This is a genomic window from Johnsonella ignava ATCC 51276, assembly GCF_000235445.1.
In the GTDB taxonomy this organism is placed as follows: domain Bacteria; phylum Bacillota; class Clostridia; order Lachnospirales; family Lachnospiraceae; genus Johnsonella; species Johnsonella ignava.
Genome location: NZ_JH378835.1, coordinates 14,104 through 35,839 on the forward strand (window position 1 = coordinate 14,104; position 21,736 = coordinate 35,839).

The 21,736-nt window shown below is 37.1% G+C and carries 18 protein-coding genes and 1 pseudogene; 2 read left to right on the plus strand and 17 right to left on the minus strand.

Features of this window, described 5'->3' with window-relative positions; genetic code table 11:
- From HMPREF9333_RS08775 to HMPREF9333_RS08810, 8 genes and pseudogenes are all read right to left on the minus strand, one after another.
- Positions 1-235 (minus strand): annotated as a pseudogene (locus tag HMPREF9333_RS08775) (helix-turn-helix domain-containing protein); the annotation flags it as partial.
- A gap of 353 nt (positions 236-588) precedes the next feature.
- Positions 589-1,497, minus strand: a complete 909-nt coding sequence (locus HMPREF9333_RS08780) for a DMT family transporter (protein ID WP_005541471.1) — start codon at positions 1,495-1,497, stop codon at positions 589-591.
- A 64-nt stretch (positions 1,498-1,561) separates the two neighbouring features.
- Entirely contained in the window at positions 1,562-2,638 is a 1,077-nt protein-coding gene (locus HMPREF9333_RS08785; RefSeq protein WP_005541472.1) for a cysteine protease StiP family protein, read from the minus strand.
- Between the two features lies 1 nt (position 2,639).
- Positions 2,640-3,791, minus strand: a complete 1,152-nt coding sequence (locus HMPREF9333_RS08790; RefSeq protein WP_005541473.1) for a phosphoribosyltransferase domain-containing protein — start codon at positions 3,789-3,791, stop codon at positions 2,640-2,642.
- A 117-nt stretch (positions 3,792-3,908) separates the two neighbouring features.
- Positions 3,909-4,871 carry an HpcH/HpaI aldolase/citrate lyase family protein gene (locus tag HMPREF9333_RS08795; RefSeq protein WP_005541474.1) on the minus strand — a complete coding sequence of 321 codons (963 nt, stop codon included), beginning with the start codon at positions 4,869-4,871 and terminating at the stop codon, positions 3,909-3,911.
- 181 nt (positions 4,872-5,052) lie between these two features.
- A complete protein-coding gene (locus HMPREF9333_RS08800; protein ID WP_005541476.1) occupies positions 5,053-6,540 on the minus strand; it encodes a C69 family dipeptidase in 1,488 nt (495 codons plus the stop codon).
- Positions 6,541-7,076: 536 nt separating this feature from the next.
- Positions 7,077-7,535: a DUF1307 domain-containing protein gene (locus HMPREF9333_RS08805; RefSeq protein WP_005541477.1), complete on the minus strand. Its 459-nt coding sequence runs from the start codon at positions 7,533-7,535 to the stop codon at positions 7,077-7,079.
- Between the two features lie 200 nt (positions 7,536-7,735).
- Positions 7,736-9,079: an SPFH domain-containing protein gene (locus tag HMPREF9333_RS08810; RefSeq protein ID WP_005541479.1), complete on the minus strand. Its 1,344-nt coding sequence runs from the start codon at positions 9,077-9,079 to the stop codon at positions 7,736-7,738.
- 192 nt (positions 9,080-9,271) lie between these two features.
- Here HMPREF9333_RS08810 and HMPREF9333_RS08815 point away from each other — a divergent pair, with 192 nt between their 5' ends.
- Positions 9,272-9,781: a hypothetical protein gene (locus HMPREF9333_RS08815; protein ID WP_005541480.1), complete on the plus strand. Its 510-nt coding sequence runs from the start codon at positions 9,272-9,274 to the stop codon at positions 9,779-9,781.
- Between the two features lie 78 nt (positions 9,782-9,859).
- On the opposite strand, the gene HMPREF9333_RS08820 is transcribed toward HMPREF9333_RS08815, so the two are convergent.
- Complete coding sequence (locus tag HMPREF9333_RS08820) at positions 9,860-10,726, minus strand: 4Fe-4S binding protein (RefSeq protein ID WP_005541481.1); 867 nt, start codon at positions 10,724-10,726, stop codon at positions 9,860-9,862.
- A 193-nt stretch (positions 10,727-10,919) separates the two neighbouring features.
- Between HMPREF9333_RS08820 and HMPREF9333_RS08825 the strand changes: the two genes are divergently transcribed.
- A complete protein-coding gene (locus tag HMPREF9333_RS08825) occupies positions 10,920-11,891 on the plus strand; it encodes a helix-turn-helix domain-containing protein (RefSeq protein WP_005541482.1) in 972 nt (323 codons plus the stop codon).
- A gap of 81 nt (positions 11,892-11,972) precedes the next feature.
- Here HMPREF9333_RS08825 and HMPREF9333_RS08830 read toward each other — a convergent pair whose 3' ends face one another.
- The 8 genes from HMPREF9333_RS08830 to HMPREF9333_RS08865 all read right to left on the minus strand — a co-directional run bounded on the left by HMPREF9333_RS08830 (position 11,973) and on the right by HMPREF9333_RS08865 (position 21,724).
- Positions 11,973-12,578, minus strand: a complete 606-nt coding sequence (locus HMPREF9333_RS08830) for a helix-turn-helix domain-containing protein (protein WP_005541483.1) — start codon at positions 12,576-12,578, stop codon at positions 11,973-11,975.
- A 38-nt stretch (positions 12,579-12,616) separates the two neighbouring features.
- A complete protein-coding gene (gene proC, locus HMPREF9333_RS08835; protein WP_005541484.1) occupies positions 12,617-13,414 on the minus strand; it encodes a pyrroline-5-carboxylate reductase in 798 nt (265 codons plus the stop codon).
- Between the two features lie 66 nt (positions 13,415-13,480).
- Positions 13,481-15,856, minus strand: a complete 2,376-nt coding sequence (gene hypD / locus HMPREF9333_RS08840) for a trans-4-hydroxy-L-proline dehydratase (RefSeq protein ID WP_005541485.1) — start codon at positions 15,854-15,856, stop codon at positions 13,481-13,483.
- Position 15,857: 1 nt separating this feature from the next.
- Entirely contained in the window at positions 15,858-16,760 is a 903-nt protein-coding gene (locus tag HMPREF9333_RS08845) for a glycyl-radical enzyme activating protein (RefSeq protein WP_005541486.1), read from the minus strand.
- Between the two features lie 60 nt (positions 16,761-16,820).
- Positions 16,821-17,102 (minus strand): pyrimidine/purine nucleoside phosphorylase, encoded by a 282-nt coding sequence (gene ppnP, locus HMPREF9333_RS08850; protein WP_005541487.1) that lies wholly within the window; start codon positions 17,100-17,102, stop codon positions 16,821-16,823.
- A gap of 314 nt (positions 17,103-17,416) precedes the next feature.
- Positions 17,417-18,148, minus strand: a complete 732-nt coding sequence (locus HMPREF9333_RS08855; RefSeq protein ID WP_156797320.1) for an ABC transporter ATP-binding protein — start codon at positions 18,146-18,148, stop codon at positions 17,417-17,419.
- A 5-nt stretch (positions 18,149-18,153) separates the two neighbouring features.
- Positions 18,154-20,451, minus strand: coding sequence for an ABC transporter permease (locus HMPREF9333_RS08860; protein ID WP_040882753.1), 2,298 nt, complete (start codon positions 20,449-20,451; stop codon positions 18,154-18,156).
- Positions 20,432-21,724 (minus strand): MFS transporter, encoded by a 1,293-nt coding sequence (locus HMPREF9333_RS08865; RefSeq protein WP_005541490.1) that lies wholly within the window; start codon positions 21,722-21,724, stop codon positions 20,432-20,434. The genes HMPREF9333_RS08860 and HMPREF9333_RS08865 overlap by 20 nt, the downstream gene beginning before the upstream one ends.
- Positions 21,725-21,736 lie beyond the last annotated feature (12 nt).

Genomic DNA, 21,736 nt, shown 5'->3' on the forward strand with positions numbered 1-21,736 from the left:
TTCCGAGCAGAACTTACGTGGTTTTTTGTCACTCTTTCAATTTAGCACACATGACAGGAGAGTTAAAACGGTTTCGCTGTTTAACTGTTCTGTGAAGTTTTATTTCTTTGGCAACAGTAGTAGGATCTTTGGAAATAGATTTAGCTATGGCAGTTTTTGAAAGACGTCTTTCTATGCCTTCCTGAATGGCTTTCCTGTCATCTAAAGTTAAATGTTTTGCTTTCATAATAGTCATCCTTTCTCCTATGAACATCACAGGTAATAGGATAGCCGGAAGTAAGTCTTTCATAAAGTACTTATTGAAAAACTAAAATCAGGATAAGGAAAGATAACTGGAAGTAACTTTTTCATTTTACCATAAAATAATATATGTATGTGGATTTGACAGCTGCTTTATTTTGCTGATTATAATTATACTCTAAAAAGACATACTTTTTTCCTTTATTCGGTATTATCATACAGTTGCTTTTATATCTGATTTTGAACAAAAAAACAGCAAATCTTTTTGATTTACTGTCCCTGTATTAAATATTATCTTTTCTTGGCATTTTTTTTCACACATAATTTTAATCCTTGCAATCAAAATTACTATATTGCAGACCCGTTTAATTCTTTCTTATCCTCCCCATGACCTGATATAAGTTCACTGCTTACAGCCGCTCCTATAATAAGTACCGCCCCTGCCATTGCAGCCATACTCATAGATTCTTTTAGAAAAATTACGGAAGACAGTACCGTTATCACCGGTTCTACATAACCCACTACTGCCACTGTCTGCACACTTAAACCGCTTATGCCGTAGAAATAAAAATAATAAGCCATTCCTGTACTTACAAGTCCCATAATAAAACTTAAAAAAACCGACTTAAAGTCCCACACTATACTTGTTTCAAGCACTGCCTTTATAGCAAAAGGAACTACGGTCAGTGCGGCGATTGATATCTGCACTACCGCCTTGTCATAGACTGATACATCTCCCATCAGCTTATTAAATATTATAACACCCATAAAACCGAGTCCTGCTCCGGCAGCCAAAAGGAGCCCCTCTACATTAATCATCCTTATATCACTGCCCACAACTCCGGACACCATTATAAGCCCTATAAAAGCTATAAACACGCAAATAAGTTTCTTTTTATTAAGGTGCTCCTTAAAAAGCAGCGGTGATATAATTATCATAAATATAGGTGCCATATAGTCCACAAGTATGGATATTGATACAGTACTTACTCTAAATGCTCTGAAAAGACAGACCCAGTTTATACCAAGGCTCATGCCCGATAACAGTAAATACTTAAAATTCTTTTTTATTGAGCTGATATCAAGTTTCCCTCTTGTAAGCAAGGTAAGTATAAGTAAAAATAAACTGCCTACTATCCCTCTGATTAAAGCCACAAATTCGATCGGTAAATTTATGTATTTTAATAATACAGCCATAGTTCCATATAGAAATAATGCAAATACATATGAAATCTTTGCTTTATTTTGTTGCGTCATACTTTTTCTCCTGATATATAAATGTTTATTTTACCTGATATAAATTTTTATATCATTTTATATATCATATATCTGCAAGCTTTTTAATTATACCGCAGCATTTGTAATTTTTTAAACTGTAAAACTGCACTCTGGTATTCTTTTCATGTGCCAGTCTTATAATATGCCTGAGTGTCATATCGTCTTTATATGAGGGATCTACAAGTATTTTCCACGGTATACGCCTTAAAAGAACTCTTGTAGTTTCACCTATGCCGGGTTTTATAAAGTTAATATCCGGTATGTTAAAATGATGTGCGATTTCAAGAACTTCATTCATGCCGCAATTTAAACCGGGTATAGTATCATCAGAACCTTGCAGTATATTATCAGTAACGCTTATATCAAAATGCTTTTCCACCTCTTCTATAAAACCGTATGAAAGATCGTTATCCTTAAGCTCTCCGTAGTATACCGCACCGTGAAAATCATCACACTTTATGATATCATCTCTTAAAAATGTCCTGCTTATAAGACCTGAAACGGTGCAGTTAAGGCATGAGCTGGGTATAAGTATATCTTCATGCGTTCCGCAAAGCCTCGTTACATATGCCGGATCCGAAACAACCGCTATGTCCGGTGATATACCTGTGTATGCCTCATTATCAAGGTCTTTTTTAAGCTCATTTAATATAGCCCCCTTACCTATCCAACCGTCAACAAATAACAGCTTTTCAGGAGCATGCCGTCCGAGTATATACTTAAGAGCATTGTCATCAATACCTCTGCCCCTTATTATTGAGATTGAGTAATGCTTAAGGTCAAGATTGTATTTGGCTTTTATAAATCTTTTTAAAAGTATACCCACAGGTATGCCGGCTCTTGCAATTGAAATTAAAACCGGATCAGCGCCTTTAAAATGTATTATTTTGTCGGCAAGCTTTCCAATTGCAGCAGCGGTAGGTGCCGCATATTGCTCAAGGGCTTTTTTATACATATCCATATATTCACTTGTAGGAACATATTCTACCGGAAGCATCTCACAATAGTGTCTGCCCGATTGTATAAGTCGCTCCCTCTCTTTTGCAGGCTGTGGTTTTACAAGACCGGTTACATCTTTTAAAAGCAAAACCACATCATCTGTATCATATGAAGTTCTCATATCAGCACCACCTCACCATATAAATTGTTGTAATACCGTTAACAGCAAGTGCCTGAACAAGGCTTTTTACCCCCTGTTGCAGATTTCCGGATGAATCGGTAATTATAAGTACACAGTCATACTTGTCAATATTATATATATATGTGATGCGATTAGAGTCATAAAAACTTTTAAGTTCATATCTTGTGTGAAACGGGTAATCGGCATTTTCACTTACATTTATAGGACTTCTTGTGGTTGAGTGGCATCTTGTGCTTATACCTGATTCTTCAAGCTTTTTTGCTGTAAAAAGTGCAGGATACATAAATTCTTCAGTCCCAAGCACAAGAACCGTATTAAAACGGCTTAATTCAATATCTTTTTTTATATTTTCCCAGAGAAGATTTACCGCAGCGGTATAATCCCTGCTATGTACAAGCTTTCTCGGATTTACAGGCAGAATATTAAATTTATATTCATTAAAATTGTAATCTTTAAAAACCTTATTTAAATCATTATTTAAATTATCATCAGAAACATCATTAAAATCAGTGCATATAAAATATCTCCCGCCGGCATCACATCTTTCGGCTTCAGTATGATAATGTGAATTGTCCGTTTTTACAAGATAGTGGAGCTGTATTTTATTTGATTCATATGTCAGCAGGTCTTTGCAGTTCATGCCGTTTAGTATTGAAGCGGCAGAATATCGCCTGATCCAGGGGTAGTGCTTTTTAAGCAGCTTTATAATATTTAATATAGTATTACCTGTGGTTATCTCGTCCTCTACAAATATCACCCTGTCTATACATCCCTCAAGTCTGTCAATTTCTCCTGCTGCCAGTTTTTGCTGTGCTGCATGGCTGTGATCTTCCGAAAAATATAAAAAATCGACTCCTGGAAGTTCCTCTCTTGTAGTATGTATATAAAAACAATCAAGCACTTCGCTTATAGCACTGCCTATGGCAGTTGCGGTTTCTGCAAAACCTATTACAAGGAGTTTTTCATCTTTATACGTCCTTTTTAACTGTAAGGCAAGCTCATTAAACATTAAAAAAGCCTTTGAGGCTTCAACAGGTATGTGCTTGCCCTGAAGTCGATTGACGACAAGATAGCTCCTTTTCGAATTATTATCTCTTTTTGCTATACACACAAGCTCATGTTCGGAATACATGACCCCTCCTTTTATGGTATATTTATTGCTTAATAATACCATAAAAGTATTATTTTGATAATTGTTTTTATTTTATAGAAAAATACTTAACTACCTGTAATTAGCCTTTTTAAGTGCTTAGTCCCTTATACCGTAAATCTCGGATAAAAACAGTATCTTTTCTGCCCAGTTTGTATGCGTATTTCTTTCATCCATACGTTCACCCATATGATCGGCTGATACAAGGGTGTTTGATTTTTTATCCCAGTTCATCACCGCATACGCAGCCTCATAGTCCTTTCTTGATACTGAATACGCAGCATTTACCACTTCTATCTGTTTCGGGTGTATGACGGTCTTGCCTATAAAGCCGCACAGCTTGTCATCAGCTATCTCTTTTTTCATACCCTGCTCCCAGCCTTTTCCGTCAAAATATTCCCATACCGGACCTGAAACCACATATTCCGGTCCGTATACCGTTATAATATCTGCAAATATACGTGATATAGCTCCGATCATATGTATTGACTCATTATCATTTCTCCTGAATCCGAATATATGACATAAATCATTGCCGCCTACCCGTATATTAAGTATGATCTCCCCGGCATTATCAAGCTGTTCCTTAAGCTCATACAATATATCAAATCTTGTTTTCAGGTTAACAAGTGTCATGCTCTCATATATAGGCATAAGATATAAAGGCTTTTTAGACATTAAATTAATGTCGGTAAGTATATTAATATAATCTGCCGAATTTACAGGGGAAAACTTCGGTGCTATAAAACCCGAAACTATACCGGCAGCCTCACCCAGCCTTTTATGTACAGAAAGCATCTGTTTAGGATTTCTTACACGTATAAATATCTTAGGCAGATAAAATTCAGTTTTGATAAAAGCATTATATATCTTTTCTATAGAAGCACACAGCAGCATCTGAGCTTTTTCAACGAAGCTGTCATTTATAGTGTCCTCAAGACAAAGAGCAAGTGAATAATTCTTTCCGAATCTCTCATTTATAATCGAATCTGCAATACTGCCGTTAACTGCCGGACAGTATAAAAGTGCACCTACGCTATAATAAAGCGATGAGTTTTTCATTATTAAAATTCCTCTTAATTTCAATTATTAAAGGCTATAAAAAACTCCTAAATTTAAACAATTCCTGTACCGGAATTTGCAAATTTAGGAGTTGTTTTTGTTTGAAATGGCAGTTTTTTACAGCCCCACTATGTTTTTGAACACACAATCTTATTCTTTAAAAAATCAAAAATTACAAAAATTACGAATCAGATCTTGAAAATCCGTTTTTCATAGCACAGCTTACCTCATACAGAACATTGTTTATAAGCTCGTAGGTTTGCTTTTTAGCTATCTGTGAAATCTTCTCATTTGCTTCTTCAAGCAGCTTCACAACCTGTTTTTTACTGATTTTTCCATCTACAAACTTTTTATCATATTCATGTATTACACGTCCTGCTTCTATCGGCAGAGCTGCCTGATAACGCTCTATATGTGAACTGCATGAACCGAATTGGGCATCTGCAAGTGCACCCGCTATACGGTTAGCCCAGTAAAAGCTTTCGGTTGTTACAAGTTCAGTAGTATTTGCAAAATATTCAGGTGTGTTTTCTATATTTGCATAAAACGGTACAAATGCATTAAAAGCATTTGAGCCGAATGCAAGCCATTCAACAGCACGAATTTCAGCAGGCACATACGGGCGAAGCTGTGTAAGCTCCAAAACACTGTTGCGGTTTATACCCATAGGACGGAATTTGCCTTTTTCACTTAAATCCCCATGTTTTCCATAACAATTATAAGGTGTTCCCTGGAAATAAGCTGAAAGCACATATTTTATATCTTCAACGGTTATTTTTCTTTCAGGCACAAAGCTCCATGGAATATCATCGGAATCGGGACGATACTGAGCATCAGGTCCGTCCCATTTATATGTATGCGGATTGAGGTATCTTCCCATAAACCACGCTCTTGGAGTATTATACACATGGTCGGCATCTGAATGGCTTCCGAAAGCATCCCTTGGATTAAACTTTTTGCCTAATGAGAGATCAAGATGATTATCCTTTATAAACTCCCTTAAATCGGCAGAACAGAGATGACTTTTCTTTTTGCCAAATGCATCATCAAGATCAAAATTGTCTATGCCGAGCTGATTTGGCATTACAACATAAGCATCGTCAGGAACCCTCTTTGCCATCCAATGATGTCCGCCTATGGTTTCAAGCCACCATATCTCATCAAGATCCTGAAAAGCGATTCCGTTCATCTCATAGGTTCCGTACTTTTCAAGAAGAGCTCCAAGTCTTTCCACACCCTCTCTTGCACTATGTATGTAAGGAAGCACTATTGTTACCATGTCCTCCTCGCCTATACCGCCTGCCTTTTCAGGAGTGCCGTCCTTTGCAGGTATAAAATTTACTAACGGATCTGCTGCAAGCACTCTCTCATTGCTTGTGATAGTTTCCGTTGCAGTCATTGATATGTTTTTAGCATTTACACCGGCGGTATCCCAAATCCCGTCATTTGGGATAGCATTCGGAAGTGCTGTAAAACGAAGCGGATTATCCGGAAGCTCTATTTCAACATGTGAAAGAACTGAGCGATAATGCCTGGGCTGTTTATCCGGCTGTACAACCGTAAATTTTTTAGCTGTAAAAACTCCGGATGGTGAATCATGATTCCTTGCAACCATAGTTGAACCGTCAAAACTCGCCTTTTTTCCTACTAAAATAGTAGTACATGACATAACTGTATCCTCCTTTATTCTCCGTCATTATAGGCGGACCGTTTTATAAGGTTTCTGCCGTATAGTAATGCAGTAATGCGGCAATAACCCTTTTCGTCTATTATAGCACTACTCAGAATGAAAATGTATACCATTTTTTCGATTGTTCTTTAAATATACTTTTTATTTTTATTTTTATCATCTAAATATTATTTATTTTTTATTATTAATTTATCATTTTTTCTACTTGTATTTTTGATTGCAACTCCATCCTTAAAATTTAAAATTAAGCGGCACGCTATTTGCAGGTAAACTTAAAAACCGACATACTGTCAATCAAAAACAGAGCTTATTATACTGCATATACTGCAAATTGATATTAAAAAACCTCCCATCCTAAATGATGAAAGGTTTTTTAATAATTTTCCGGAACAGGCAAATATCTGTTTAAATCATTTTCAGTATTTTAAATATGATCCGTTAAAATTTCTATACTGCCGACTTTATAAAATATCCCGCCTTACAAAGAATAAATTATATAGTTTTATTACCTTAAATTACTTTTTCTCAGTAAATCCTTCCTCAAGCAAAGCTTTCTTAACTTCCTCGAATGATCCTATTTTATCGGCACTAACACCCATCATTCCACTTATCATATCAGGACTGCTTTTCTTAACCTTTTCAACGTCAATTGATAAATCCATAATCATTTTTCCATCTTTAAAATCCACCTTGACTTCGATTCCGTCTATAGCCTTATACGCCGCTTCAGCCATCTCTTTTGCAACTTTCTGCTCTTCTTCACTTGCGCTTTTTGCATCCGTAACCGAATTTACATTGATTTTGGTTATAGTATCTTTATCATGTATCAATTCCAATGTAGTAGTTGTATCTGTCTCAGTCTTTGTAAATACAGACTTTCCTCCTGAACCTCCGCAAGCGGCAATTGATGCCACAATAATAAACAGTACAAAAACACCAAGCAATCTGTTAATTAAATTACAATTCTTCTTCATAAATTTATCATCCCTCTTTTATAATTTATTATTTAAATATTTCATAAAAAACTGTAAATCAAATAATTTTAATCTTATGTAATTTAAGTCGGCAGAACCAAAACATAAATTTATATGCTTTAGTCATTCATATATTATTATATCTATTTAACTTATTTACAATATTTATTTTATTATATACATTATATAACTTTCATCTGTTACACATTGCTGCTGCCGTTAAACGGAGTCCCACATTCAGGGCAAAACTTTGGCGGATTGCCGCTGTCTTTCGGTTTCCAACCGCATTTCCCACAACTGTAATTTTGTACAACCGGTCTGGGTTTTCCACATTCCATACAGAATTTACCTGCATTTCTGGTACCGCAGCTGCAATCCCAAAAAGCATTATTTGAATCCGCAGCTTCACCTGACGCAGCAGGCATGGCAACCGGCACAGCTCCCTGCATATTAGCGGAAGTACCCTGTGCTGAAGTATTATTTTGATTGTTATCAGCGATATTCTGACCTGCGTTATTCTGCGGTGCCTGATTTTGCTGCTGACCCATGGCAAATAAACTTTGAGCATTTACTCCGCCTGCATTTGCCGCCATATTCATTCCTGCAAATGCCATCATAGGACCTGCCGATTCATTTGAAGCCGCCGACTGCATCGCTGACGACTGTGCTCCTACAATTTGTGCAGCTGCCATGTTCGGATTTCTAAAAACGGCATTTCTTTGCAGCTCTTTTATCATTTTTTCATCTTCTTCAGATGCCTTTACTGAGCTTACACCAAAAGCCTCTATCTTTATACCGTATCTGCCGCCCCATTTTTCGGAAAGAATCTCATTTAATGCAGCTGAAAGCTCCTGTGTATGGGCAGTAATTGAATAATATCTTATACCCATATCGGATATTCTCGCAAATGCCGGCTGCAATGCCGTAAGAAGTTCCGTCTTAAGCTGTGAATCTATACCATCCCTTTTGTACTCATAGTCTACGTTGCCGCATATATTTTTGTAAAAAAGTATAGGATCCGTAAATCTATATGAATACTCGCCATGGCAACGAAGAGATATCTCAATATCAAGCCCTATATTCCGGTCAACCACCCTGAAAGGTACAGGATTGGCAGTGCCGTACTTATTGCCTGTGATCTCCTTCATATTAAAAAAATATACTCTTTGATCCTTGCCTGTAGATCCTCCAAGAGTAAATCTTCGTGCAAATGTTGCAAAGCTTTCTTTTATTCCTTCTCCAAGCCCGCCGTAAAATATACTGGGTTCAGTAGAATTATCATAGATAAACTCACCCGACTGAGCACATAACTCAACTACCGCCCCCTGTTCAACTATAATCATGCACTGACCTTCATTTACAGCTATAATCGAACCATTGGATATTATATTATCACTGCCTTTATTAGTCCCTCTGCCTGTATCCCTCTTTTCACCCTTTCTCACAAGAATGTCGGGTCCAAGTGAAGGACAGTAAAAATATTCTCTCCACTGATCTGCGAGAACTCCCCTGGCAGCATCTAAGCCTGCACTCAAAAGCCCCATATTGTCTCCTTTAATATAAAAATTTTTATTTGATGTTGTAAGTATATACTATTAACAAATATATATCCGGAACATCATCTGTGATTATATCATATTTTTTCAGTATATACCACTCCATTTGCCTTTATTTTCATAACAAAGGTATTGTGGTAAAATACAGCTATAAATGATAAAAAATGAGGTGAACCAGCATTGAATTTTAAAATAATATTCACAGAGGCAGTTTTTTGGTCAATTTTATGGACTGTTATGGTGTCTATATCAATCAGAATATTTCCATTTACTATTGAACATGATTATCCTGATGATGTAAGAAAAGCTGCAAATATTTCAAAACCGTCAAAAAAACATAAACGAAACGGAATTATTTTTGCAGCCATAAGTTTTTTAATACTGTTCGGATTACTTATATCATTTGCAATTTTAGAATATAACGGTAAAGAATTATCGTTTTCAAAAATATTTTTCCATTTATGGATTATTTGCATAACCTGGAATATCATAGACTTGTTTATTATTGACTGGCTTCTAATCTGTAGCCTGTCAGTTAAATATTTCTTATTGCCCGGAACCGAAACCTGTAATGCTAATAAAAATTATATTTTCCACTTTATAGGTTTTTTAAAAGGATGTATAACGATGAGTATTATATCAGCCTTATTTACAGCAGTTTCATACATTATATTATTGCTGCTTAAATAGAATTTTAAAATGTATAAAAATTCCTAAATTCAAAAAGTTAATATTTCTAAAATTGCAGATTTTTCACTTTACATAATCTTAGTGATAAACAGCGGACTGCGGATTTTCAAGTTCTGCAAAACCGTCTGAAAGTCTCTTTCTGGCAACCTCGATATAAGGATGTATGATAGCCCCCGCAGAACAATGATGATAGCACTCTGCACATAAAATACAATGCCCCGGATTTCGTATCAATTGTACTTTATTATCAACACATGCAAACATGTTAACAGGACAGGCACGGATGCATTGCCCGCAACCGTTGCAAATTTGTGAATTGATTGCCACTTTCTTATATTTTCCATGAATCTTTTCCTGACTTAAAATGCGAAACATAAGGCGTTTAGGAAACGGTGCATATTCAAGCGCTTTTTTTGCATCAACTGCATCTGTTTTGCCGTTTAATACATTTACTGCTATTTCAGCCGCTTCCGCAAGGACCTGTTGCTCTTTCTCCCCCGGCAGCTGCCGGTTTATCCTCTTTTTGAAAGTTGCTGTTAATGTATGTTCTGCGGCAATCTTAATGCCCATAATCGGGATATATCCCCGACTGCGAATCCCTTTTCCCATTTCTTCCAATGCCACACTGCTATGTACTCCTCCATATGTTACAAGCAAAATCGCCGGAATCCGCCCGTTCTTTCTCTTCGGCAGCATATGTATAATTCTGAGCATATTTTGTTCACAATGCCCTGCATATATTGGAGCACAGACTACTAACATACAATGTTCCCCAATATCACTATACAATGTATGTGTAATATCCTCTTTCTGAATATAATTATCATTTTTAGTAATGTTAATCATATCACATGAAACCCCTTTGTTTTCAAGCATATTCATAAAATTTTGTGCTGTAAGCAGGGTATGCCCTGACGGGCTGAATACAAGAAAAACAACCTTCATGATTTCTTACCTCCTTTTACAAAAAACTTGAAAGCTTAATTTTCTTAATATATAATTTACTTAAGTTATATCGCAAATAAATATTCCAATAACCTTAATTTCATCTTATTTATAAACATTTTTAGTGTCAATAAAAAAAATAATTATTAGCTATCAGCCTAAATCATTTACCGAATGGAGAAAATTCAATTCTATGGACAAACAATTAGAAAAAATGTACAGTGATATTTTTGTAGACAGAGGCGTTATTCCATGTGAACCCGTACCCGGTTTTAATCCTAATGGCAGGTTTTACAAAATGAATCCTGAACTTGGCACGGGATACTGCTGGATATATCAATGTAATCCATACATTGCCATCACTGTTATGAATCAAACTCACTATGCAGATACATGCTGTGTATTTGAACAACCGGAATATATCTGTATAGGCTATTTTTATTCTGTTTCCGGAGAAATACTGACTCCGTACCGCCGCCTGGCAGCCGGAACAATTCAGGCTTATGTCGGAAAAAAAAGTGAATATCGTATGATTATACACAAAAAAATCCCGATAAACAGCGTAAGTATTACTTTTATGCCTGAATATTATAAGGGTTTTTTAAGCGAACAGTACCCGTCTATCTATGAAAATCCTTCAAAAGCATTTGAGCGTATAGACGGCTGTACCGATTTCCCTGAACTGATCATTATTTTTAATCAAATCAAAACTTATACAGGAGATGGTATATCGGCAAAACTTTTCTATGAAAGCAAGGTAAATGAAGCACTTTCTATAATCCTTGAAAAGGCGAAAAAATATAATAAAAAACATGTCAGGCAAAGACTTTCCATAGCCGGTGATGATCTTGATGCCGTTATATCCGCAGCTAATTATATTAACGATCATTGTGATGAAGATATACGAATGGATTTTCTTGCCCATATTACATGTATGAGTCAGGCAAAACTTAAATATATATTCAAATATGTATACCATATGAGCATTCAGCAATATATAGTTGCACGTCGTATTACACATGCCGAGCGTCTCCTTAGAGATACTAAACTTCCGGTATCCCTGATTGCTGAAATGACCGGATATAAATATCTCAGCAGCCTATCCGATATGTTTAGACGGCATACGGGAATGAAACCTACTGAATATAGAAAAAAATGCAAATAACCCCCTTATAAAGCGGTACTTAAATACAAAAAATTTTAAATAAAAAAGAGCTGTAATGACTGCAGCTCTTAAAAAATCTATCTATTTTTCATGTTCATCTGTGCGTGTATTAGCATCGTTTTGAATAAACGGATTCGGATAATGGATAACAAGTATACGCACCTTCTTATTGGTGTTATTCTCCCAGTTATGCGGTGTTTTTGAATCTAAATAGGCTGTGTCCTCAGGATACATCTCATACACTTTATTTTTATAATTTAATGTTAAAATACCCTCTAAAACATAAATAAACTCTACTCCCTCATGAACATAGGTTTTGAGATGATCATTCTCCGATGAGGGCCATAATTCATAAAGTCTGGGCAAAAATTTTGCATTTTCAAGATCCTTTGCCAAATAAAACTGGACATATTTTTTATTGACTGAGCCTACTTTACGATCATAACTTCGTATGATAGGTTCTGCATCATAACTTGATTTTTTTGGTATATTAAAAAAACTGTCCATATCCATACCTAAAATCTTTGCGATGTTTTGAAGTGAATCAATCGCAATTGATGTCATCCCACGCTCAAATTGGGACAAAAAACCCGTTGATAGACCCGTACGTTCACTCAGCTCCTTAAGTGTGATCTTTTGTTCTTTCCGCCTGTTCTGTACCCTGCTGCCAATATCCAAATTATTCATATTTTAACCTGTTTCTTTTATAAAATTACAGTAAAGATCTACATCTTTCCCGATTTATCGTGTACGGCATTCATCGCCTGTATCACAGCAAAGCGCATGCCTTTTTCTTCCAATACCGCCACTCCCTCAATCGTAGTCCCGCCCGGTGAACAAACCATATCTTTTAAATCTCCGGGATGCCGCTTCGTCTCAAGAACCATTTTTGCACTTCCAAGCACGGCTTGTGCTGCAAAACGATATGCCTTATCACGAGCCATTCCCTGAAGAACTGCCGCATCTGCCATTGCTTCAATAAACATAAATACATATGCAGGTGAAGATCCCGAAACGGCAACAACCGTATCAAACAGCTTTTCCTCAATACGCTCTACTGTACCGAAAGTGCCTATGACAGTCTCCAATACCTCCTGATCTTCCTGTGTAATATTTTTATTTGGGCAAATCGCTGTAACACCTGCACCCACCATTGCCGGAGTATTCGGCATCGTTCTAAGTATTTTTGTATTTTTTCCAAGACCATTCTCAAGATAATCCAAAGTCTTGCCGGGAGCAATTGACACAAAGATCTTTCCATCTCCTAAAGGTGCAAGCTCTTTCATTACAGAATCATACATATTTGGTTTAACTGCAAGAAATATTACATCACAGGTCTTTACGACTTCCTTGTTATCCATAGTCGTACTTATTCCCAGACGTGTCTTCGCATCATCCAAACCCGGCTGATAAGCATCACTTGCAAAAATATCTTTCGGACTTACAAGCCCGGCTTTTATAATGCTTGTTATCATCGCTTTCGCCATATTTCCGCAGCCTATAAAACCAATTTTTTTATTCATGTTTTTCACCTCATTGTTATATTTTATCAAAAAATTTCAAGGCGTGCCAGTAGCACGCCTAAAATACTAACTAAAACTTTGTTCTGTTCTTCCGATGATCTCGTCCTGCAATACTTTGCTCAGGTTATGGAAGTGGTCGGAATAACCTGCAACACGTACAATCAGATCTTTGTAGTTTTCAGGATACTTCTGTGCGTCAATCAGCACCTTGCGATCAATTACATTGAACTGGATATGATGACCGTCCATATTAAAGTAAGCACGAATTAAATTTGCCATATTCTCAAGACCCAGATCCCCCTCTACAACAGATGGTGTAAACTTCTGATTAAGAAGAGTTCCGCCTGTTGCCAGGTGATCCATCTTCGAGCAGGATTTTATAACCGCCGTAGGTCCTTTCACATCCGCACCTTTTTCAGGAGAAATCCCTTCAGAAACCGGCAGATGTGCTTTACGTCCGTTCGGACTTGCCATCATAACTTCACCGAAATAAACATGGCAGGTTGTCGGCAGCATGTTGATTCCGTATTTTCCGCCCTTAACATTCGGTCTTCCCACAACCATTCCACGATACAGATCAAATACCGATTTCATGATATCGTCCGCATAGTCATCGTCATTACCGTACTTCGGTGTCTTATTGGTTACAAGATGATGTATCTCTTCATAACCCTCAAAGTTCGCATCAAGTGCCTTCTGCAATTCTTCCATTGAGAACTTTTTATTATCAAAGACATTATACTTGATTGCAGCTAATGAATCTGTGATTGTTCCGATTCCTACACCTTGAATATAGTTTGTGTTATATTTTGCTCCACCGGCATTATAGTCTTTTCCTGATTTGATACATCCATTTGTAACAAGAGAAAGGAACGGCACCGGCATATACTCCGCATAGATCTTTTCAATAATATTATTTCCTTCGATCTTAATATTTACAAAATACTCTACCTGCTTTTTATAAGCTTCAAAGAACTCTCCATAAGTTTTGAAGTCCTTTGCATCACCGGTTTTCGGCCCTAACTGCTGGTTTGATACTTTATCAAATCCGTTATATATTGTCAGCTCAACGATTTTAGGAAGGTTCAGATATCCTGTCAGGATATAGGCTTCATTTCCAAAAGCACCGGTCTCGACACATCCGCTGGTTCCGCCTCTTCTTGCATCTTCCAATGTCTTTCCTGCATTCAAAAGTTCCTGAACGATCGATTCGGTATTGTAAAATGCAGGCTGTCCCCAGCCTCTTCTTGAAATCTCACAGGCTCTCTTAAGGAATTTTTGCGGTGTCTTTTTACTTATCTGAACATTAGAGCTTGGCTGAAGCAATCTCATCTCATCCATACAGTCAAGGATCAGGTAGCTGACCTCATTAACACCATCACTTCCGTCCGGAGCGATACCGCCTGTATTTATATTTGCAAAATCCGTATAAGTTGAACTTTCTTTCAAAGTGATGCCGACCTTTGGCGGTGCCGGCTGATTATTGAATTTAACCCACAGACATTCAAGAAGTTCCAAAGCTTTTGTATCATCTAAAATGCCTTTTGCCGTATCATTCTTATAGAATGGATACAGATGCTGATCCAATCTTCCCGGACTAAACGCATCCCAGGGGTTAAGCTCAGTTGTAACTCCGATATGCACAAACCAGTACATCTGTAATGCCTGATAATATGTCTCAGGTGCATGTGCAGGTACTACAAGGCAGTTTTGTGCAATTTGAAGAAGCTCCGCTTTTCTTACCGGATCACTTTCTTTTTCGGCAAGCTCTTTTGCGTATTTTGCATATCTTTCCGCATATATAATAATCGCATCGCAGCAGATCTTCATCGCTTCAAGTTCCTGCTTTCTTCTAAGCGCTTCTTTATCATTTATAAAATCCAATGCATTGATCTGAGTTTCAACTTCCGCTTTAAGATCCAAAAAGCCCTTTCTATAGAAAACTTCTCCACCCACAGTATGCCCGGGACCTCTTTGCTCCATAAATTCTGTAAAAATGCCGGCTCCGTAGCACTTTTTCCATTCTTCTCCAAGATTATTCAGCATTTTGCTTCTAAGAGCACGTTTTTCCCAAAATGGAATGATCTCTTCTTCCTGAATTTTTCTGTCATTATCATTTACCTTAAAGAAAATAATATCTCTGGAGTCCATAACATGCATATCTTCCAGGGTATGGCAACAAAGCTCAGGAAATGTAGGTGCTGCCTGAGGAGAATCTCCTTTTTCACCTACTATCAGTTCATGGTCATTGATACACAGACTTCTGTTCTCCATAAAATGCTTGAATGCAAGCGCTCTCAGCTCCGGAACCGAAACTGTGCCCTCATACATCTTATAAGCATCTGTAATCAATTTTGCACGCTCGATGTAAATATGCGGAACCGCTTCAACACTCTGCTTTCTAAGACTTTTAATTCTTTCGTTCATTCCTCTGTTTTCCATTTTAACCTCCAATTTTTACAGGTATATTTTTCCGTTCAAAAATATTTTTAATCTCCAGCATGCGTTCTTCGCCCGGAGCAGAAAAATCCGTTCCCTCGTACTCCATATCAATACGATCATACTTCCCTTGACCGATCGCATGATAAGGCAGTAAACTCACCATCGTAATATTCATATCCTTGATAAAATCTGCAATTCCATTGATATTCTCATCATCGCTGTTGACCCCTTCGATCACAGGGATTCGAATATGAATTTTTCCATTTTTATCATTTAGCTTCTTTAGATTATCTAAAATAAGTACATTATCCTTACCGGTTAATAATCGATGTTTGTCAGGATCAATATGTTTAATGTCATACAAGAAAGTATCTACATAAGGTAAAATTTTTTCAAAACGTTCAAAACTTGAATATCCACAGGTATCAATGTTCACATTATAACCCATACGATCACATCTTTTCAGGATCTGTAAGATAAAATTGATGTCCTGGGTCATCACCTCTCCGCCTGATAGAGTTACCCCACCATTAGACTGCTCATAGAACATTTTATCTTTTTCAATCTCTTTTATGACCTCATCTACAGAATATAACCTGCCTGCTTTTTCTCTCGCACCGTAGATACAAAAATCAACACAGGTAGCACAAGCATCGCATTTATCTCTGGGAACAGGATAAAATCCATCCTTCTCAACAATGCCTTTTTGTGGGCATTTCATTAAACAGCGCATACAGGAAACACATTTTTCTTTATTATACATGATCTCTGCCCGATATGACTGACTTTCAGGATTATGACACCATTTACATTTGAGCGGACAGCCTTTAAAAAATATAGTAGTTCTGATACCCTCTCCATTATGTATTGAATATTTTTGTATATCTAACAACAAATGTTCCATCGTACTCCCCTGTTTCATTCTTATTGACGTAACACTGTTTTGCAATGTGATTAAGTTTAATTACTCATATCTGCAAATATAGATCGTATCTTCTTTGACTATCACATCAAAACTCTGATTTGCTTCCACAACAAAGCTTCCATGATTTGAAAAACTCTTAAATTCCGACTCACCGGGAAGTTTCACATCCATCTGTCCACTAGCTACAAACATAAATTCCTTTTTGGATGTTGAAAACTTATATTCTCCCGCTTTCATTACGCCTACTGTTTGTTCTCCATCCGAATTTTGCACAGCTATAGATTTTACATTGCCGGAAAAATATTCATTGACCTTAATCATAATGCCTCATTTCTTCATTTTTGTGAATATATTCTCATTGCAATATAATAATATTCCATTTTGATGAATATGTCAAGCTATTGTCAATATAAATATCAAAAATTAAATTATGTTTTTTGCTTTTATATATAATATATTTTTATTGTATTTCCGTTTTGATATATATTATTTAAAATTTCATTTTTGTGAAAAAATCATTCCTGTAAAAATTCCTATTATTTTCTTATAATGTTTAAATGCCTCTCTTATCTATCTTTGCACCGGCTCTTATAAACTCGGATTCTTTTCTTATAACATTTAAATACCTCTCTATCCTATAAGGAATTCACCGCCTCCTGAATTTTCTTCAAACCCTCTTTACGGTCGGCACCGGGCTTAATTTCTCCGACTAAAAAACCATCTTTCATAAATATTACCCGATCCGCCCTTGATGCCACCTGAATATCATGAGTAACCATAAGAATGCTCTTTCCTTCTGCATGCAATGTAGAAAAAAGTTCAAGCACTTCCTGACCTGTTTTTGAATCCAGCGCTCCGGTAGGCTCATCCGCAAAAAGAATCTTCGGATCATTAATAAGTGCACGGCATATTCCGGCACGTTGCAGCTGCCCGCCTGAAGCCTGAGAAATCCTGTTGTCTGCGATTTGCTCAATTCCTATTTTTTTCATAAGTTCCTGTGCCTTAGCGATCAGTTCTTTCTTATTCTTCCTGTAACTTACTGATGGAAGGAGGATATTATCCATGATGCTGAGATTTCGTACCATTTTAGGCAGCTGAAACACAAAGCCGAAAGATTCCCGGCGAAGCTTTGCAGCTTCTTCCTCTTCAAGATGTGTGATTTTTCTTCCTTCAAAGTAAAGTTCTCCGTTATCCGGAGCATCCAGAGAGGATAAAATATTTAGTAATGTAGATTTTCCCGAACCTGACTTGCCCATAATTGATACAAATTCCCCCTCTTTAAGTTCAATATCAACTCCTTTTAACACCTTTGTTTTAAGTACTGCATTATCATAACTTTTTTCCAGATTTATTCCTTTTAAAATCATTCTGCTCATTCCTCCTTTAAAAACTCGGCAATATTCATTCTGCTTAATCCTTTTACTCCAATGATTGTAGCAAAAACAGCAGATAACAGCATTGCGAAAGGAACCAAAAAATATGTAAAGATCGGATTTCTGACAAAATGCACACCGCTAACTCCGATAAGAGAAAGAATCTTTCCTGTCAATCGATCGCCTACACTCAAAACCAGAAGGTTCCCTGCTAAAATACCCGCACTTAAGCTAAAAACCGTTTTTGCCATATACTGTAAATATAAACTCCTATTGCTAAAACCGATTGATTTCAAAATAGCATTCTGTCCTCTATCCTTTAAATACATCATCCTGACAAACAGACTTACAATCAGGAAAACCAGAAAAAGACAGGCAGCTAATGCTACTTTGGTAATATTTTCTACCATCACAATCGTATTTCCGAATATCTGTTTTAGATAAGTCTCAGTATCTGCAAATCTGGCAAAAGAATATCGCTGTGTATAATCCTCCATAAAATCTCTGACAGAGGAGCTCTCATGTAGCCTTATAGGAATCACTGTCCACACGGTATCACCTTCGTCAATACGAAAGTTTGTTTTTGCAGTCTTACCCCCGTTTGTCAGGTCCGAAAAAATCCCCGATACTCTCAGCACTCTTTCTTCATTTCCAATCAGGAGAGTAATGCTGTCCCCTTCTTTCTTTGACAATTCATCAGATGCCAGCTTCGATAATGCTATTTCATAATCACTTAATGGAGCCTTTCCCGAAATATATCTTATCGGAAAACTGCTTTGTTTGCCGGAATCAATCCACAGTTTTTGCCTCGTTCCTTCCTCTGTCCTGTAATCGACCAGCTTTCCTGTGTAAAGTTCAAATTTATCTACGGCAGGGTCTTTCTCCAAATCCTTAAGCAGTGCTTGCAGTGCCTCTTCATTTTTTGCAGTCTCAGATATATCTATTCGTATATCATAAACTCCTACACCCAGGTAGTTTACAAAATTCTTATCCGATATAGTCGAATATATTGACATCGGAATTGTCAGAATAAATACTGAAAGCACAAAAACCGAAACCAGTGTAAAGTACATCTTTTTTCTGGCAAAAAAATCGCTGATTACAAGCTGCAGCATCTTCGGCAAATTCGAAAGAGAGTGTAAAAAAATTTCTTTTTCCTCTACCGCATTCTCATTTAACTTCAAATATTTTAACCTTTTTGAGAGTTTATTCATATAAAGATAAATCACCAGAAATATAAGTGCACTTAGGATAAACGCAGCCGCATAGCTTAATCCGCTTTCCTGCGTCTCTCCGAAAAACATCTTCATATTTGCAAGAAAGGGACGCTTTAGCAGAAATGAGAGAAAGAATCCCGCTATCGAAGATATCCCTGCTATGAAAAGATATTTTGCCAGAAATAACAGCCTGATCTCTGCCGGAGATATACCGATTGCTTTTAGTACGGCAAGTTCCCTGTAATCCTCTTCAAGCTTAGCCAAAAGAGTAAAACGTATACATAAGAGCGAAATCCCTATAATAAGCATACCTATTAAAAGCAAGGCAATGATCGTAATACCATCTGAAAAAGCATTTACAATTTTGAACAGGCGATAACTTAAAAAAGGCGGTCCGTTTGATTCTAATCCTGATTCAGCATAAGCGGCTTCAATCTTTGAAGAATCCTTTAAATCATGCAAACGAAACTCTATCAAATACTCCGGATTTCCCAATGCTTTAATGGAGCTATAATCCTCCTCATTGATTATAAAACGCTTGGAAATGGATATTGATGAATTCATCTGGGAATCTCTTACAAAACCCGTTACTTTAAGCCTGTGATCTCGAATACTGAGAATATCTCCCTCCTTGACAAGTCCTGCACTTTGATAGAATATAGGAACATATACCTCTCCGATTTTCGGATTAATCTTGTTTCCTTTCAGATCCAGCAAATAATCAAACTTCGGACTTTGCACCGAAAAACCGTTATCATATACAAAATCTTTCAATGAAACTCCGTTAAAAGCAAGGAGAGATTGATCTATATTTAAAAATTCCAGAATCTGATATTCCTCAATCTCAGGATGAGATTCCACAAATAATTTCATTCGCTCCATATTTATCTCTCCGGTATGCATCTGTAAAAGATGAGGAGTCTCTGCTTTTTCAAGCAAGCTATGAATAGAGTCATTTAAGCGAATCGTAAGCTGACCTGCCACTGCCAAAAACGCAACTGACAGGATAATGAAAAATGCAATATTAAAACTTTGCAGACGATTATACTTTATATCATTTTTAAGCAGCGTCCAATACATGCTCTTCCTCCAATTTTCTAATTTCATTCCTGCATGGCAAAGTCAAGGCTATAATCATAAGGAAAGCACCTGCAAGAATAATCATAAGTGCAGCACTTCTCCCCTCGCCTCTGCCGATTAACGCCAGAACCGCCCTTGCAATACCGCCTTCCTTTTGTATAAAAGGATTTATAATAAAATCAACGAGCACTCCTGTCAGGGCGTATGCGGCTACATAACCCACCTGAGAAATAAGACCTATAAGTCCCCATGCTTTTCCCTGATGAACTGACGGAACAGTAACTCTTACCAGATAATCCATCGCCGTATTTGCAAACGGCAGGCTCAAAAAAAGACAAAACCCGAAAAGACAGACCATGATCTTATTCTCTCTCCATGCAAATGCAGCCATAAAAAATCCCATTCCAAACAGAGCAAACTGCAAAATATACGTCAAATCTTTTTTTATACTCACCCTGCCTAAAATTAATCCGCCTGCCAACATTCCGAAAGCTGAAATCGTAGTTGCAAATCCTGCGAAAGATTCTCCACCAAAGGACAAAAGCATCGGTATCATAAGAGTCTGAACTGTCCCCAGACAAAAGGAAACCAAAATGCCCAGCATAACCAGAACCCAGAGTCCCTTTTTATCATAAATAATATGAAAACCGAATTTCAAATCTTCCCCCAGTTTAGCTTCCACAGGACGACATACTCCCTTCATTTCCTTTCTTACAGCATAGGTAACCGGTAAAGTAATCAGTATGGTTAGAATGTCAAGAAAAAGGATCGAACGGATGCCTGCAATGCTTAAAACTAGTCCTGAAAGCACCGGTGAAAGCAGATAGCGTGAAGCCGGTATCAGCTGCACCATTCCACTCGCTTTTGTATATTCCTCTTTTTCCAGCAGATCTGATATCGTAGAACGAAATGACGGCTCCACCAGAGAAGAAAATCCTGAACTTATCGCCGCTCCAAGAAGTATTCCTCCAATTAGAAATGTTTCATGCAGAAACTGCAAAGAAAACAGTATACACAGCAAACCTGTAATGGATAATCCGTCTCCCATAAGCATCAACAGCCTGCGGTCATGACGATCTGCCAAAACACCTGCAAACGGGGAAAAAAGAAGCCCCGGAAGAAAACCTGCCAGAATCATTAATCCGGTCATACTGCTCATCCCTGTTTTTTGATAAATAAAAATACCAAGTGCAAAAGAACTCATACCCGAGCCGCTTGCCGAAATAAGGCTGGCTCCCCATAATAATAAAAATTTCTTATATCCGTTACTCATCTTATCCACCTC